Raw genomic sequence first — 16,241 nt, 5'->3', positions numbered from 1 at the left:
CGGAAAGGACTGAATATTTTATTAATAAAGTATTAATTCTGAAAATATAAAAATTTGAAAACTAAAGGGATTACCCTTTAGATATTACGATTGAAATAATTTATTTTAGCATTCCATCAATTTGGTTATCTTTGGGAACTAACTATTATTATATGAATACAGAGACTATTGACAACATCAAAATGATAGCGGAAACCGCTAGAGAATTCGCAGAAAAGAACATCAGACCGAATATTATGGAATGGGATGAAAGCCAAACGTTTCCAAAAGAGTTATTCCACCAATTGGGTGAGATGGGTTTTATGGGAATTGTAGTTCCTGAACAATATGGAGGTTCCGGCTTAGGTTATCATGAGTATGTTACTATTCTGGACGAAATTTCTCAGGTTGACCCATCTATTGGTCTTTCTGTAGCAGCACACAACTCACTTTGCACCAATCATATTTATGAATTTGGAAATGAAGAACAAAGACACAAATGGCTTCCTCAGCTGGCTTCCGGAAAAGTAATCGGAGCTTGGGGACTTACAGAGCACAACACAGGTTCTGATTCAGGAGGCATGTCTACTACAGCTGTAAAAGATGGTGATGAATGGATCATCAACGGAGCTAAAAATTTCATTACTCACGCTATTTCAGGAGATATTGCCGTAGTAATGACAAGAACAGGAGAAATAGGTGCTAAGAACAACTCTACTGCTTTTGTTTTAGAAAAAGGAATGCCTGGTTTTACTTCCGGAAAAAAAGAAAATAAACTGGGAATGCGTGCTTCTGAAACAGCAGAATTAATTTTTGATAACGTACGTGTACCGGATTCTCACCGTTTAGGAGAGGTAGGTGAAGGCTTCAAGCAGGCTATGAAAGTTTTGGACGGAGGTAGAATTTCTATTGCTGCATTAAGTTTAGGTACTGCAAGAGGAGCTTACAAAGCTGCTTTGAAATATGCAAAAGAAAGACATCAGTTCGGAAAACCTATTGCAGATTTCCAGGCAATCAACTTCATGTTAGCAGATATGGCTACAGAAATTGATGCCGCTGAACTTCTTATCCAAAGAGCTTCTACACTTAAAAATGCAAAACAAAAAATGACAAAAGAAGGAGCTATGGCTAAATTATATGCTTCTGAGGCTTGTGTAAGAATCTCAAACAATGCAGTTCAGATCTTCGGTGGATACGGATATACAAAGGACTTCCCTGCTGAAAAGTTCTATAGAGACTCTAAGCTTTGTACGATTGGAGAAGGAACTTCTGAAATCCAGAGACTGGTCATCGGAAGAGATATCACGAAATAACATTTTAAAATCCCAATACAAATGATTAAACAGGCACTTTTAGGTGAATTTCTGCATGAAGCTGAAAACACCAGAAAAATTTTACAGGCAATCCCCGACAGCGCACTAGACTGGAAACCGTCCGAAAAAAACTGGACAACCGGTCAGCTTGCCTCTCACATTGCTGAAGTATACAATTGGTACGAATCCACTTTCAATAAGGATATTTTTGATATGGGTACGTATAAGTATGACAAAGGAGATATTTCCAAAGCGGAGAATATCCTTGCAAAATTCGAAGAAAATGTTGCCAACGCACAGAAAGCTCTTGAAAACTCGGATGAGAACACTTATTTCAATGAATGGAAAATGGAAATGGATGGAAATGTACTTTTCCCTCCTATGCCAAAGGTTCAGGTGGTAAGAGCTTTTCTTTATAATCATTTGTACCATCACAGAGGTGAGCTTGTGGTTTACCTAAGATCAACCGGAAATAAAGTTCCGGGACTTTATGGCCCCACTGCTGATGATAAAATGTAATTAAGGATTACATACATTAAATATAGTAAGCTGTTTCATTCTGGAACAGCTTTTTTTGTCTACTGAATACGGAATAGCGTAATAAATTCAATTTACTAACATTATCCACATATCTTTAAATAATTATCAATTTATATTGTCTCATTTTAATTAAATAACAAACAAAATATCAATATATTATTTTTTTTCAAAATCAACGCATTCTTCATTACTTTCACTTTTCTGTATTAATGAGCCTTTTCAATTATATATAATGTATTGCATAATATATTATATACAAACTCCAAATATTCCTTAAAAAATTTTATTTTCCGTAATATATTTTTTATTAGATTTGATATTCCACAATCAAATTTAATATTTAATATGAAAAAACAATTAACGCTGATTGGAATGCTCCTTATTTCGGGTATTTCTTTCGCACAGACTGACCGTCTTTGGTCTGAAGGTTCAAAAAGAACTTCATCAGAAATCTTTGCAAACAAAACCGGCATCAGCAATCCTAAGGTATACAACCTGGATATCAACGGATTGAAAAACATTCTGGCAAAAGCTCCCAAGAGACTGGCTGCAGGCGAAAAATCAGAACTCATCATCTCTTTTCCGAATTCTGAAGGCAGAATGGAAAATTTTAAAGTGAGGGAGAATTCCAATTTTGCCCCTGAGTTGGCAGCAAAATATCCGGATATCAAATCCTATGTAGGACAAGGTCTGGATGATCCTAATTCCACAGTCTATTTCAGTGTTTCTCCACTAGGACTGTCATCTATGGAAATTTATGGTGACAAATCGGCTGTTTTCATCGAGCCTTACACCAAAGATCTTTCTTCGTATGTAGTGTACAGAAAATCTGACAAAAAAGATGATCTTAACAAATTTGAATGTACCGTGGTGGATGCCGCACAGAAAGGAGTTTCCAATTCTGCTCTTGCAGCAAGACCTAACGCTGACGATGCCAAACTGAGAACATTCAGACTGGCATTATCGTGCACAGGAGAATACACCACTTATTTCGGAGGTACAAAAGCTCAGGCTTTAGCAGCAATGAACACCACAATGACCCGTGTAAACGGTGTTTTTGAAAAAGATTTCGCTGCAAGAATGGTTCTGATTGCCAACAATGATGCTGTCATCTACACCAATGCGTCTACAGACCCCTATTCTGCTGCTTCAGGAATGAGCAACTGGAATTCACAGCTGCAAAGCACTTTAACATCTGTAATTGGCGAAGCTAATTATGACATCGGACACTTGTTCGGAGCTTCAGGAGGTGGAGGAAATGCAGGATGTATCAGCTGTATCTGTACAAACGGATCAAAAGGAAGTGGTTATACTTCTCCAGCAGATGCCATTCCTTCAGGAGATAATTTCGATATCGACTATGTAGCTCATGAAATGGGACATCAGTTCGGTGGAAACCACACCTTCTCCATGAATAATGAAGGAACAGGTGCCAATATGGAACCAGGTTCAGGATCAACCATTATGGGATATGCAGGAATTACCAGCCAGGATATCCAGCCGCATTCTGACGCGTTTTTCCATGCAATCAGTATCCAACAAATCACCAATAATATTAAAGCTAAAACCTGCTCTGTTAATACCAATACAGGAAATTCAATTCCTACAGCCAATGCAGGATTAGATTATACTATTCCAAAAGGAACTCCATTCGTACTGACAGGAACAGGAACGGATGCTGACGGAGATTCTTTAACCTACATCTGGGAACAAATGGACAACGCTTCTTCTTCTCAGACAGGAGCAAGTTCCGCCGCAAGTGCTACAAAAGCCTCAGGACCTAATTTCAGATCATGGACTCCTACTACTGCACCTGTAAGATATTTTCCAAGAATGGCTTCGATTTTAACCGGAGCAACTACTACAGCTGGTTCTGAAATCACAGTTGAGGCTCTTTCTTCAGTTGCCAGAACATTAAACTTCAGATTTACTGTTCGTGATAACAAAGCAGGAGGTTCAGGAAATAATTCCGATGATGCTGTTATCACTGTTAACGGAACTGCCGGACCATTCAATATCACTTCACAGAACTCTGCAACAACATACGCCGGAGGAAGTTCTCAGACAGTAACATGGAATGTGGCAGGAACTACAGCCAACGGGGTAAATGCTGCTAATGTGGATATCCTTTGGTCTACAGACAGTGGAAATACATGGACTACTCTATTGGCAGGAACTCCGAATGATGGCTCACAGGCAGTTACTATTCCTAATGCCAATACAACGACAGGAAGAATTATGGTAAAAGGATCAAACCACATTTTCTTTGATGTTAACAATGCTAACATCTCTGTAAATGCAGGTTCCGGAACTCCTGACACCGTTGCTCCTACAGCTCCTACTCTTGCAGCTTCAGGAACTACAGCTACAACCACTAACCTTTCATGGTCTGGAGCTACAGATAATGTTGGCGTTACCGGATACGATGTATATCAGGGAGCTTCATTAATTGGTTCTACGGCTTCTACTACATATACTGTAACAGGACTTTCACCGGCAACTACATATTCTTTCTCTGTGAAAGCAAAAGATGCAGCTGGGAATGCTTCAGTATCTAGCAACACCGTAAGCGTTACGACTCTTTCTGGAGGAACAGTTACTTATTGTTCTTCTTCGGCCTCAAACACAGCAGATGAAAGAATAGGAAATGTAACCTTTGGATCTATCAATAATACGTCTACAGGAACTGCAGGATATGAAAACTTCACTTCAGTTTCCACGAATGTTACAAGAGGAAGCGCTTACACAATTTCCATTACTCCGGTTTGGACTTCCACAAAATACAGCGAAGCTTACGCGGTTTATATTGATTACAACGGAGACGGAGACTTTACAGACAGCGGAGAACTGGCATGGACAAAAGCAGGTTCTACAACAAGTCCGGTTACAGGATCTATTACAATCCCGGCTACTGCTACTGTTGGTTCTACAAGAATGAGAGTAATGATGAAATACAGTTCAATCCCTACTTCTTCGTGTGAAGCTTTCACTTACGGACAGGTAGAAGATTATACCCTTAATATTGTTTCTTCCGGAAAAGGAGATCTTCATAGTACGAAAGATCTGATCACCGATGTGAAACTTTATCCAAACCCTGCAAGAGATATACTTTATATTTCCAATACAACTTCTGAAGATTATAAAATCTTCGATATGGGTGGAAAACTAATAGACTCAGGAAAACTACAAAGAGGATCCGTGAACGTAAGCAACCTTATCAAAGGTGCTTATATGATTCAAATCGGAGAATCTTCTAAGAGATTTGTTAAAAACTAATCCTTTACAATTAAACGATGTAAAAACTGCTCCTTATGGGGCAGTTTTATTTTTTAAGTAAAATATCATCACAATAAACAATTATAAATGAAATTAATTACATAAAAACATTTTATTTAAAACAAAATAACTATAATTTAAGTTTTTTAATTTAAATTTATCGCATAACAATATTTTATTGTGCCGTTTACCCAGATTGTATTTAAGGGAGCTCCAAAGCCGTTTTTGATGTCTCATGCAGCTGCTGTTTCTGACTCTATTTTGGAGTAAATTGATATTTCTACACTTTACTGTCAGAAAAGTGTATTATTAAAACAAATTCCAGCCTCAAAAATGTCTCTTACTGAACAGAAAATCATTACTAATCCTCATTTCAGTAATTCATTTAAAATCTTTGTAAATAATATGATGTTTCAAAAAGGTAATTCCCTCTAATACATCACTATTTTAAAATAATTTTTAATTTTTTATATGAAACATTTATTTAAGTACATCTTTTTTTTAGCCATCACTTCTTTCTCGGTTGCCTGTAGTTCTGATGATGATGAAGTAATAGACATCAATCCGGATGTGACCACTGTATTCTACAAAAATGCGGATGAATTGGCAGTAACCTATGATCCCGGTAATTCGGTAAGTCAAGCCATAAAAAATCAAGCTTATGACCTATACAAAAGGGGAAAATGGAGTGAATTGGAATCACTTTTTAAAGCTAATAATTTAAATGGTGGATGGCCGCCTGCCAACGGAGGTTATAATATTGTTGATGATGTTCCTTTACAGGTTGGACAAAAATTCGACAGATACAGCGGAGCAGTGGGCAACTATACCGGTACCGGAGTTCCTACATTAGGAGGAAGTTTTACAAGTCCTATTATCAATGGTTACACTTATACTTTTACCCAAAGAGCATTAAATCAACCTGAAGACAAGTATGATTTTTACTATGAAATCGATGTTTTGAATAGTTCCATGCAGTTTAAAACCCAAACCGCAGACATCATTCCTTGGTTTAACCAGGCAGGGAAAGGAAAACAAACCATGTGGAAAATCCCTATCGACATCAACACGGGTTACCAGAAAACATGGAATAAGCTGGCTGAAGAAGGTTATATAAAAGTTACCATTAAGAAAAGCCCAAGCGGAAAATACACTAATTTAGTAGGCACAGTTATTCAGCCATAAATCAACCCAGATGTATTCAATATCAGAAAAAATAAACCTAACCGAAAAAGCTACTGTTGAAAAAAGCACCTTCATCAACGATGAAGCTCTTCCATCAGCAATAACTACTTTCACCTGCTGTCATTGCGGCAACAAAAATACTGTTGCAATAGTACCTTATGAATCAGGATTTCCTGTTCTGCAGCTGTATCATGAAGATAAAGTAGTATCTAAAGATGAATTGTTAAAGCACAAAATTGTCAACGGAACTTCTCAAAGAATGTTGCATTTCGGAGAATTGACAGTCAACGATCTGCCAACTTTATATTTTGGAACCGACTGTTCTTCCTGTCATTCCAGGTTCATCTGTCTATTCAGCTATGGAGAAAAGCAGCCGGGTTTGATGATACTTACCATCTCCGGAGTCTGGAAATATGAAGAATCTAAATAATTGAGTATAATTGAATCACTTCAAAATAAAACCACAATTTTCAAGTTGTGGTTTTTAATTTTTATGGATTAAATTTCCCCATTGATAATACAGATTTTTGCAGTTTTTGGTTTAAAGATAGGATTGTATATTCAAAAACATTTTCCCAGACACTTTATTTTTACATTTCCTGCTGTACATTTCACATTTTGCAAATCCTTTTCTATCTTTGTGGGAAATAAAAAAATTCATGGATAAAATTGATAGTCTGAACCAAGTAGCAGAATTCCATACTACTTTCAAAGCCCCTATTTTAGATACCCCACAAATTCCTTCTCCGGAAAGATGCAATCTGAGAGTAGAACTTTTACAGGAAGAATTAAACGAACTGAAGCAGGCAATTGCTGACAATAATATTGTAGAAATTGCTGATGCATTGTGTGATCTTCAGTATGTTTTGAGTGGTGCTGTACTGGAATTCGGACTTGGCAACAAATTTGTAGAGCTATTCAACGAAGTTCAGCGCTCCAATATGTCGAAAGCATGTGATAATGAAGAACAGGCGAAGGAAACTGTTGAATTTTACAAAGAGAAGGAAGTAGAATCTTTTTATGAAAAGTCCGGAGAAAAATTCAATGTTTACAGACAGGCAGATCATAAAGTATTGAAAAACAAATACTACTCTCCTGCTGATTTAAAATCAATTATCGAAAAATAAAATATGAAAAAATTTATTACCAATATTGTTGCCTTTTCAACCTTGTTTTTGGCTTCACAACAGCTTACTGCACAAAAAGTAGTGGTAAACCGTGAAGTTGAAACCCAGAATGACGGCAAAATGCTTTTGGGAAACCAGTTGAAAGAGCAGTTTTTAAAAGCTCCTTATGCAGATTGGTATGTGAAAGAACATGATGAGTATGTTCTTGATCAAAAAGCAGTCAGTGAATTAAAAAAAGAGAGAATCGGAACCTATGATATTATTGTTTTTATGGGAACCTGGTGCGAAGACAGCCACAGAGATTTTCCAAGACTGATGAAAATATTGGAAGCCGTAGGTTATCCGGAAAATAAATTGAATATTATTGCTGTTAACCGTAAGAAAGAATCTCCTACCGGAGACGAAAGTCTTTACAATCTTCAGAAAGTTCCTACCATTATTCTGAAAAGATATGGAAAAGAAGTAGGTAGAATTATAGAAATGCCTACTACAGGATATATTGAAAGGGATTTGGTTCAAATTCTTAAAAAGAACGATTCATCTGTCATCAAAGAAATTTTTAAATAGATTTTGAGAAATTATAGAACAATATTATCCTTTGTAGCCGGTGCCGGTGCGATGGTGCTGCTGTTTTTTGGTCTGAAATCCTGCCTGAACCCTGGAAATAAAACTGAAAAATCGGATTATTATATCCTGACCAATCAGATTTCCAAGATGAATAAGATGGTGGTCATGGAGCAAAATACTTCCAGTATGCAGAAAACCAAAATGGGTTATGAAGTTTTTGGGAAAGAAATTTCCAGCAACAGCATTATTACGTATACCAAAACCAATGCACAGGTTTCTTATGATCTTAACAAAATGAAGATCGAAGTAGATTCCATCAATAAAAAGCTTATTATTACCGAGCTTCCTGATGCTGAGATCAGAATAACTCCAAGTGTTGAAATTCAATCTTTAGACGATTCTTTTATTAACAGGATCTCGGAAAAAGACATTAAAAATGTTACAGCTAAAGCTAAAGAAACGGCAGAAAAATCAATTGATCAGAATCAGTTGAGAACCGAAGGCCGTAAGCAGCTCATGGAAAACCTGAATAATATTTTTGTACTGGCTAAGGCTTTGAATTATGAAATAGAAGACAAGACCGGAAAAATTGGTATTCTGGGACTTTAGAAAAAAAAATTCTGTTTGGCAAACCCTTTGAATGATAATATCCATATTGTTTACATTTAAAATTCAAACTCATGGATACAAAAGGAAAAACCACCAGGAAAGAATCTGCCAATACCGCAGAAACCCAAAAGCAAAATCAGGATTTCCAGAATATTCCTGCAGCATCAAAAAAGACCAATCCACCTGATATTGACAAAGAAGATGTTCAGAAGTCTTCCAAAAACAAATCAGGAAAAATGGATAACACAAAAAAATAAAAGAGCTTTTAAGGCTTTATATAAGGAAAAACGAAAAGTTCCGTCTCATACGAGGCGGAACTTTTCTTTCTAACTATCTAACTGAACTTTTGTTTCTATACAATGGTCGATTTTCCGATCTTAATATTTTCAAAATTGTAATAAGACTTTTCAGAATATCTGATATGATCGGCAATAAAGCTTCCCACTTCACTTGTGGAGTAATACTGTTTGCTATTAAGATCGATTGTGACATACTTATTCTCAATAGCATGCTCTACCGACTGTCTTAATTTTTCGGCTGCGGTCTTTAAACCAAGATGATCCAGCATCATCGCCACACTTAAAATAGAAGCAACAGGATTGGCAATTCCTTTCCCTTTCGCCTGTGGATAAGATCCGTGAATAGGCTCAAACAAAGCATTCTTCTCTCCTACTGAAGCAGATGGTAATAATCCGATGGATCCTCCGATCACACTTGCTTCATCGGAAATAATATCACCAAACATATTTTCCGTTACAATGACATCAAAATGCTTAGGATTAAGGATCAGCTGCATGGCTGCGTTGTCCACAAACATATAATCAAGCTCTACATCCGGATATTCCGGTGCAATTTCCTGACACGTCTTTCTCCACAATCTTGACGTATCCAAAACATTGGCTTTATCGATAAGCGTAAGCTTTTTCTTTCTTTTCTGTGCTTCCTGAAACGCCATGTGCGCAATCGGAATAATATCTTCACGGCTGTATTTGCAGACATCATAAGCGTAAGCACCTTCCGGATCTGTAAATTTTTCACCAAAATAGATTCCGCTTACCAGTTCTCTGAAAATCTGAATATCAGCACCTTCAATAATTTCTCTTTTCAATGGGCTTTTATCAATCAGAGAGGCATAGGTTTTTAAAGGACGGATATTGGCAAACAATCCTAACTCCTTGCGAAGTTTCAATAATCCCTGTTCAGGTCTTACTTTCGCTTCCGGATTGTTATCAAAAATCGGATCACCAATAGCTCCGAACAGTACAGCATCAGACTCTTTACAGATTTTCAGCGTTTCTTCGGGCAAAGGATTTCCAGTTTTAAAAATAGCCTCTGCACCGATTAATCCATATTCAAAATGGAATTTACATTGAAAAGCTTCAGCAATAGCATCTAATATTTTAATGCTTTCACCGATGATTTCCGGGCCAATCCCATCTCCGGGAAGAACCGCGATTTTAAAATAATTGTCGCTCATTTGCTTTTTGTGTTTTTAATTCAAATTCTGTGATCGTCTGCTTTCTGCTGATTAAAAAATCAATATCGTCATAGCCATTCAGCAGGCATATTTTTTTATAGGAATCAAGCTCAAAGGTTTCTGTGGTATCTTTAAAGCTGATGGACTGTAGTTCTACATCAATAGCGATTTCATTATCAGGATTTTCATTGATACCCTCTAAAATTTCTTTTAAAAATTCTTCGGAAACTTTTACAGGAAGAAGGCCGTTATTCAAAGCATTTCCTTTAAAGATATCCGCGAAATAACTTGAAACAATGACCTTGAATCCATAATCCGTTAAAGACCAGGCAGCATGTTCACGACTGCTCCCACAACCGAAATTATTTCCTGCAACAAGAATCTCACCACCGAATTTGGGATTGTTTAAAACAAAGTCCGGATTAGGTTCCCCAGTATGAATATTGAACCTCCAGTCTCTGAACAGATTCTCTCCGAACCCTTTTCTGTCTATACTTTTCAGGAATCTTGCCGGAATAATCTGGTCTGTATCTATATTTTCTGCCGGCAGTGGAACTGCACGGGATTTTAAAACAACTAATTTTTGCATTTACTTTTAATCTGTTTAGTTTAAACTTTCAAAAGCTGATATTTTACCTTCTATGGCTGCTTTTGCTGCAGTAAGCGGGCTGGCAAGAATTGTCCTTGAGCCTTGTCCCTGTCTGCCTTCAAAGTTTCTGTTGGAAGTGGAAACACAATATTCTCCTTCCGGGATTTTATCATCATTCATCGCCAGACATGCCGAACATCCCGGCTGACGAATCTGAAATCCTGCATCACTGAATATTTTATCCAAACCTTCCTCATAAATCTGTTTAACCACCTGTTGAGATCCGGGAACAATCAGTGCTTTTACAGCCTCAGATTTGCTTTTCCCTTTAATATACTGGGCTGCAGAACGGAAATCTTCTATTCTTGCATTGGTACAGCTTCCTATGAACACATAATTAACTTTGATACTGTTAACTGCCTGTCCGGCTTCCAGTCCCATATATTGTAAAGCTTTCTCTTCAGATTCATTTTGCGGTGCCGGAATCACTTCGCGGATTGAAATCCCCATTCCCGGATTAGTACCGTAGGTAATCATAGGATAAATATCCGAAGCATCAAAGCTGAGTTCCTGATCAAAAACAGCGCCTTCATCTGTTTTCAAGGTTCTCCAATAGGCTACTTTTTCATTCCAGTCTTCTCCTTCCGGGGCGAATTTTCTTCCCTTTACGTATTCAAAAGTAGTTTCATCCGGAGCAATCATTCCGCCTCTCGCACCCATTTCAATACTCATGTTGCAGACCGTCATTCTTCCTTCCATTGACATTTCTTCGAAGACATTACCTGCATATTCGCAGAAATATCCTGTTCCGCCGTCTGTTCCTATTTTTGAAATGATATAAAGAATCACATCTTTAGGCTGAACATTTTCGTTTAATTTGCCATTGACGGTAATTCTCATTGATTTCGGCTTGTTCAGCAATAAACACTGGCTGGCAAATACCTGAGCTACCTGGCTGGTTCCAATCCCAAAGGCAATTGATCCAAATGCCCCATGCGTAGAGGTATGGCTGTCACCACACACAATACTCATGCCCGGCTGGGTAATTCCTAATTCCGGAGCGATGATATGAACAATCCCCTGATATTGATGTCCCAATCCGAAAAGTTCAATATTATTTTTTTTACAGTTTTCTGTAAGCTGTTCTACCTGATTTCTTGAAAGATCATCTTTAATAGGCTGATCCTGATGCAAGGTAGGTACATTGTGATCCGCAGTCGCAACAATCTGTTCCGGCCTGAATATATCAAGATTTCTGGATTCAAGTTCTGCGAAAGCCTGAGGGCTTGTTACCTCATGAATAAGATGTTTGTCTATATAAATGATCTGAGGTCCGTCAGGAATGGTTTCTACCACGTGAGCGTCCCAAACTTTATCAAAAAGTGTCTTTTTACTGTTGTTCATTGTTTACTTTATCTTGATTTAAATCAAACCTATCCTATTTTTCTGGCGAAAGAATCCATCATAACACTCAGATCATCGTTGTCTATTTCTTTTTTAAGGTCAGCGATTTTCAAAAATTCCTGATACAGATAATCAAGTTCATTTTTGGTAACCTCATAACCGATATGCTTGAAACGGTAAGCCAATGCTGAACGTCCGCTTCTGGCAGTAAGAATGATTGAAGAGGCATTCACGCCTACTTCTGCAGGATCTATGATTTCATATGTTTCCCTGTTTTTAATGACTCCGTCCTGATGAATTCCTGAGCTGTGAGCAAAGGCATTAGCTCCTACAATAGCTTTGTTGGGTTGTACAGACATTCCCATCAGATCAGATACCATTGCGCTCATTTCATTCAGCATTCTGGAATTCACATCAGTATGCAGATTCAGATTTTTATGCTGTTTTAAAATCATGACGACTTCTTCCAGCGCTGTATTACCCGCTCTTTCTCCCAATCCGTTGATCGTACATTCAATCTGGCGGGCTCCATTAATTGCTCCGGCAATAGAATTAGCAGTAGCCAGTCCCAGATCGTTATGGCAATGACATGAAAGCACTGCTTTTTCAATTCCCTTTACGTTTTCTTTCAGATATTTTATTTTCTGACCATACTCTTCCGGCAGGCAATATCCCGTGGTATCAGGAATATTCAGGACAGTTGCTCCTGCTTTGATCACGGCTTCACACACTCGCGCCAGATATTCATTATCCGTTCTTCCTGCATCTTCAGCATAAAATTCAACGTCTTCAACATATGTTTTCGCGTATCTTACTGCATCAGCTGCTCTCTCAATAATATCCTCTCTTGTTGAGTTGAATTTGTATTTAATATGAGAATCCGAAGTCCCGATTCCTGTGTGGATTCTTGGTTTCTTTGCCAACTTCAGCGCTTCTGCTGCTACATCAATATCTTTTTTGTTCGCTCTTGTGAGTCCGCATACCTTTGCATTTTTCACCAGTTTTGAAATTTCTGAAACTGATTCAAAATCTCCCGGGCTGGAAATCGGGAATCCTGCTTCAATGATATCAATTCCTAATTCGTCAAGCCTTTCAGCAATAATCAGCTTCTGTTCCGTATTCAGTTTACATCCCGGAACCTGTTCCCCATCTCTCAGTGTCGTATCAAATATTTCGATTTTTTCGGAATTCATAAGTGAAGTTTTTTACTTAATTTTGGCTCAAAACTACAGCTTGCGATATTTTTTTATTTTCACTTTTTCTGAAAATTACAATATTCAACAGCTTAAAAAACAATTGTATTTATTTATTAATCAATAATTTAATCCCTTAAAATTTACAATGGCAGAATTGCAGAAAGATTTTTTGTTTGTATTGGTAAAGTCATTGACGACCTCTGAAAAAAGACAGTTTAAGCTCTACGTAAACCGACTCGGAATTAACGTAGATGCCAAATTCCTATTGTTATTTTCTGAGATGGACAAGATGAAAGAATATGACGAAAATATTATTATTGAGAAAAAAATATCTACAAAACAACAGCTTTCTAACCTTAAAGCCCATCTTTACAAACAAATCCTGGTGAGTCTCCGCATGAACCCGAGTCATCAGAACTATAGAATCCAGCTTCGTGAACAGTTGGATTTTGCCAATATCCTGTATCAGAAAGGACTTTATAAACAGGCTTTAAAGATATTGGACAAGACCAAACAGACAGCTTTGGAACTGGATGAAAAAAGTATTGCCTCAGAAATCATAGACCTTGAAAAAGTAATTGAATCACAATTCATTACACGAAGTATTGAAGGTCGTGCCGAAGAGCTTATCAAGCAGTCTCAGGAGATCAGTAAACAAAACCGTTATACAACAAAATTATCCAATCTTTCGTTGAAATTATATAGCGAAATGCTGACCCATGGTTATGTAAAAAACGATGCAGACCGGCAGGAAGTTATGGACGTTTTTAACTCCGAGATTAAAAACATTAATCCTGAGAAATTGAATTTCACAGAGAAATTATGGTATTACAAAGCCCATGTCTGGAAAAACCAGCTTCTACAGGACTATAAATATACCTTGAAATATGCTTATCAATGGGTCGATCTTTTTCACAAGAAACCTGAAATGATCTATAGCCATCCTGTCTGGTATATCAAAGGGAATACGTATTTGCTGAAAATTTTGTTTTTATACGGAAATATTGATATTCTGGAGGAACATTTCCAGAACTTCAATACAATGGTTCATTCGGAGAATTTTGTTCAGAATGAGAACCTTCAGTCTCTTATTTTTCTTACTCAGTACAATACGCTGATGAATATTCACTTTGTAAAAGGAGAATTCTTCACAGGAACCAAACTTATTCCTGAGGTGGAATTAAAAATGGAAAAGCTCAGAGAGAGGATTGATGAGCACCATTTTATGATTCTTTACCTTAAAATGGCCGCCATGTTCTTCGGAAGTAAAATGTTTGAAAAGTCCATTGAATATTCTATGAGGATTATAGAATCCAAAGGAAATGTACAGGAAGACCTCTTGTTCCATACAAGAATTCTGATCTTAATGGCAAAATATGAGTCTGGCAATGATGAAGATTATGATGAATTTATTGCTTCTACTTTGAAATTTGCGAAGAAAATGAAAAAACCGGAAGAATTCCATTTTGAAAGCATTCAGTTTTTTAAGAACCTGAATAATCAAATCCCGGATCAGAGACAAAAAGCTTTTGAAAGCTTTGATAAAAAGCTGGAAGAATATTCCAATAATGAATATTATAGACGTTCATTATTCTATATTGACATCCACGGATGGATTAAATCTAAAGTTCAGAATGTGGATGTTATTGAGATTATAAAGCAGAAAGTAAAGTATAAAAGAAAGCATTAAATAAGAATATATAAAAATATATTTTTCAATAATTTACAATGTTTTATTTCATGTAAAATAAAACATCAAAAAACATTTTTTAATATAATCTTTTATAGATTTAGGTATTAACAGGTCGCTCCTCCGGAGCGACCTGTTAATTATGCTGTGATGTAATCGGATGATGATTTTATTTATACATATCCTTTATAAAATTCAATGCATTTCTATGACTGATTTTTTCCATCAGTTCATGTGAAAAACGCTTCTCAATTTCTTTATTGATAGCATTAAATGCAGATGCATCATCATATCCTTTAAAGAAAAATGGATGACGGGATTTATCAGAATGGTTTTTACAGAAGAAAAAATCGGCACCATACGCAACTGCATCTTCTCCGCCCAAATCAAGGCCGTACTGAATATGTTCATATAACATTTCCGGATTTGTATCATCGACACAATTGCGGATAAAATTGAGTCCGATCAGCCCTTTTCTTTTAATCACTTCTTTCGCCAGTTCATCGGGAAGATTTCTCTTTTTATCATGTACCTGTCTGTAGTTGGAATGGCTTGCGATAATAGGAATTTTGTAGTTTCTCTGATCAATATAATTAAGAATTCCATAGGCAAGCTGATCACTGGTGTGGGCAAGATCAATAGCAATGTTTTTTTCTGAGAAATAGTCAAGCAGAACTTTACCGTCATCTTTCAACCCTACATCGGAATTATTTCCTCCTCCAAAGCGGTTTTCAGTATGATGGGTTATTCCAAGGTAAAGAATTCGTTGTGTTTTTTCAATAATCGCTTCCAGATTTTTAAAACCCGTTTCCAAAGTGTCATCTTCGCCACAGAAGCCGGATGCATTTTCAATAGAAGCGATAACTCCTACTTTGCCTATATTTTCAGGATTTTTATAATTGTTACCATCGAATAAGAAAAAACTTTCATTTTGCAGGAGATCTGAAAATATTTCGCTCTGTTTTACTCCGTAAGCAGTACTATTTTGCCCTGTCGCGGAGTATATAGCCATCACCTGAAGCTTTACATTTCCTTCTTTTAAATAAGGAAGTGAGCATCCAAGTTCTTTGTCGTTAATTAATGAACCCGGCTCCAACAAATAGCATAATAAATCGCAGTGAAGGTCAACATTTATAGCATTCATATTAATTATAATTAATTTGTTTTTAAAGACTTACAAAAAGAATAAGGATCTTAATATTAGTGTTATCATGAATAAAAAATCAAAGGTATTTTTCTATGAAAAACGAAATATGGAATTCAGTGAGACTAAAACCATCTGCATCTTT

The 16,241-nt window shown here is 36.8% G+C and carries 15 protein-coding genes; 10 read left to right on the top strand and 5 right to left on the bottom strand.

Going from position 1 to position 16,241, the window contains the following annotated elements; genetic code table 11:
* The first annotated feature begins 152 nt into the window (after window positions 1-152).
* From DEU39_RS04400 to DEU39_RS04360, 9 genes are all read left to right on the top strand, one after another.
* Complete coding sequence (locus tag DEU39_RS04400) at window positions 153-1,292, top strand: acyl-CoA dehydrogenase family protein (protein ID WP_120231072.1); 1,140 nt, start codon at window positions 153-155, stop codon at window positions 1,290-1,292.
* Window positions 1,293-1,313: 21 nt separating this feature from the next.
* Entirely contained in the window at window positions 1,314-1,811 is a 498-nt protein-coding gene (locus DEU39_RS04395; protein ID WP_062669718.1) for a DinB family protein, read from the top strand.
* A 366-nt stretch (window positions 1,812-2,177) separates the two neighbouring features.
* The gene (locus tag DEU39_RS04390) at window positions 2,178-5,108 is read left to right on the top strand and encodes a reprolysin-like metallopeptidase (protein WP_120231071.1); all 2,931 of its coding nucleotides are present in this window, start codon (window positions 2,178-2,180) and stop codon (window positions 5,106-5,108) included.
* Window positions 5,109-5,579: 471 nt separating this feature from the next.
* The gene (locus DEU39_RS04385) at window positions 5,580-6,293 is read left to right on the top strand and encodes a glycohydrolase toxin TNT-related protein (RefSeq protein WP_120231070.1); all 714 of its coding nucleotides are present in this window, start codon (window positions 5,580-5,582) and stop codon (window positions 6,291-6,293) included.
* 10 nt (window positions 6,294-6,303) lie between these two features.
* On the top strand, window positions 6,304-6,723 hold the full coding sequence (locus DEU39_RS04380) for a hypothetical protein (RefSeq protein ID WP_120231069.1): 420 nt from the start codon (window positions 6,304-6,306) through the stop codon (window positions 6,721-6,723).
* A 229-nt stretch (window positions 6,724-6,952) separates the two neighbouring features.
* Complete coding sequence (locus tag DEU39_RS04375; protein WP_034694493.1) at window positions 6,953-7,420, top strand: nucleoside triphosphate pyrophosphohydrolase family protein; 468 nt, start codon at window positions 6,953-6,955, stop codon at window positions 7,418-7,420.
* A 3-nt stretch (window positions 7,421-7,423) separates the two neighbouring features.
* Window positions 7,424-7,987, top strand: coding sequence for a TlpA family protein disulfide reductase (locus tag DEU39_RS04370; RefSeq protein WP_062669728.1), 564 nt, complete (start codon window positions 7,424-7,426; stop codon window positions 7,985-7,987).
* Between the two features lie 3 nt (window positions 7,988-7,990).
* On the top strand, window positions 7,991-8,596 hold the full coding sequence (locus tag DEU39_RS04365; RefSeq protein WP_062669730.1) for a DUF4230 domain-containing protein: 606 nt from the start codon (window positions 7,991-7,993) through the stop codon (window positions 8,594-8,596).
* Window positions 8,597-8,667: 71 nt separating this feature from the next.
* Window positions 8,668-8,853, top strand: coding sequence for a hypothetical protein (locus DEU39_RS04360; RefSeq protein ID WP_120231068.1), 186 nt, complete (start codon window positions 8,668-8,670; stop codon window positions 8,851-8,853).
* Between the two features lie 95 nt (window positions 8,854-8,948).
* On the opposite strand, the gene leuB is transcribed toward DEU39_RS04360, so the two are convergent.
* The 4 genes from leuB to DEU39_RS04340 are packed head-to-tail and all read right to left on the bottom strand — an operon-like array spanning window position 8,949 to window position 13,259.
* The gene (gene leuB / locus DEU39_RS04355; RefSeq protein WP_120231067.1) at window positions 8,949-10,073 is read right to left on the bottom strand and encodes a 3-isopropylmalate dehydrogenase; all 1,125 of its coding nucleotides are present in this window, start codon (window positions 10,071-10,073) and stop codon (window positions 8,949-8,951) included.
* Window positions 10,054-10,662, bottom strand: a complete 609-nt coding sequence (leuD, locus tag DEU39_RS04350; RefSeq protein WP_062669734.1) for a 3-isopropylmalate dehydratase small subunit — start codon at window positions 10,660-10,662, stop codon at window positions 10,054-10,056. The genes leuB and leuD overlap by 20 nt, the downstream gene beginning before the upstream one ends.
* 15 nt (window positions 10,663-10,677) lie before the next feature.
* A complete protein-coding gene (gene leuC / locus DEU39_RS04345) occupies window positions 10,678-12,066 on the bottom strand; it encodes a 3-isopropylmalate dehydratase large subunit (RefSeq protein WP_120231066.1) in 1,389 nt (462 codons plus the stop codon).
* A gap of 29 nt (window positions 12,067-12,095) precedes the next feature.
* On the bottom strand, window positions 12,096-13,259 hold the full coding sequence (locus DEU39_RS04340; RefSeq protein ID WP_120231065.1) for a 2-isopropylmalate synthase: 1,164 nt from the start codon (window positions 13,257-13,259) through the stop codon (window positions 12,096-12,098).
* Between the two features lie 148 nt (window positions 13,260-13,407).
* On the opposite strand from DEU39_RS04340, the gene DEU39_RS04335 reads away from it, so the two are divergent.
* Window positions 13,408-14,952: a hypothetical protein gene (locus DEU39_RS04335; RefSeq protein ID WP_120231064.1), complete on the top strand. Its 1,545-nt coding sequence runs from the start codon at window positions 13,408-13,410 to the stop codon at window positions 14,950-14,952.
* A 169-nt stretch (window positions 14,953-15,121) separates the two neighbouring features.
* Here the strand turns inward: DEU39_RS04335 and DEU39_RS04330 are convergent, their stop codons facing one another.
* Entirely contained in the window at window positions 15,122-16,096 is a 975-nt protein-coding gene (locus DEU39_RS04330; RefSeq protein WP_120231063.1) for a dipeptidase, read from the bottom strand.
* Between the last annotated feature and the right edge of the window lie 145 nt (window positions 16,097-16,241).

This window comes from Chryseobacterium sp. AG363, from assembly GCF_003610675.1.
Taxonomy (GTDB): Bacteria; Bacteroidota; Bacteroidia; order Flavobacteriales; family Weeksellaceae; genus Chryseobacterium; species Chryseobacterium cucumeris.
This window is presented reverse-complemented; position numbering and strand designations above follow the sequence as displayed.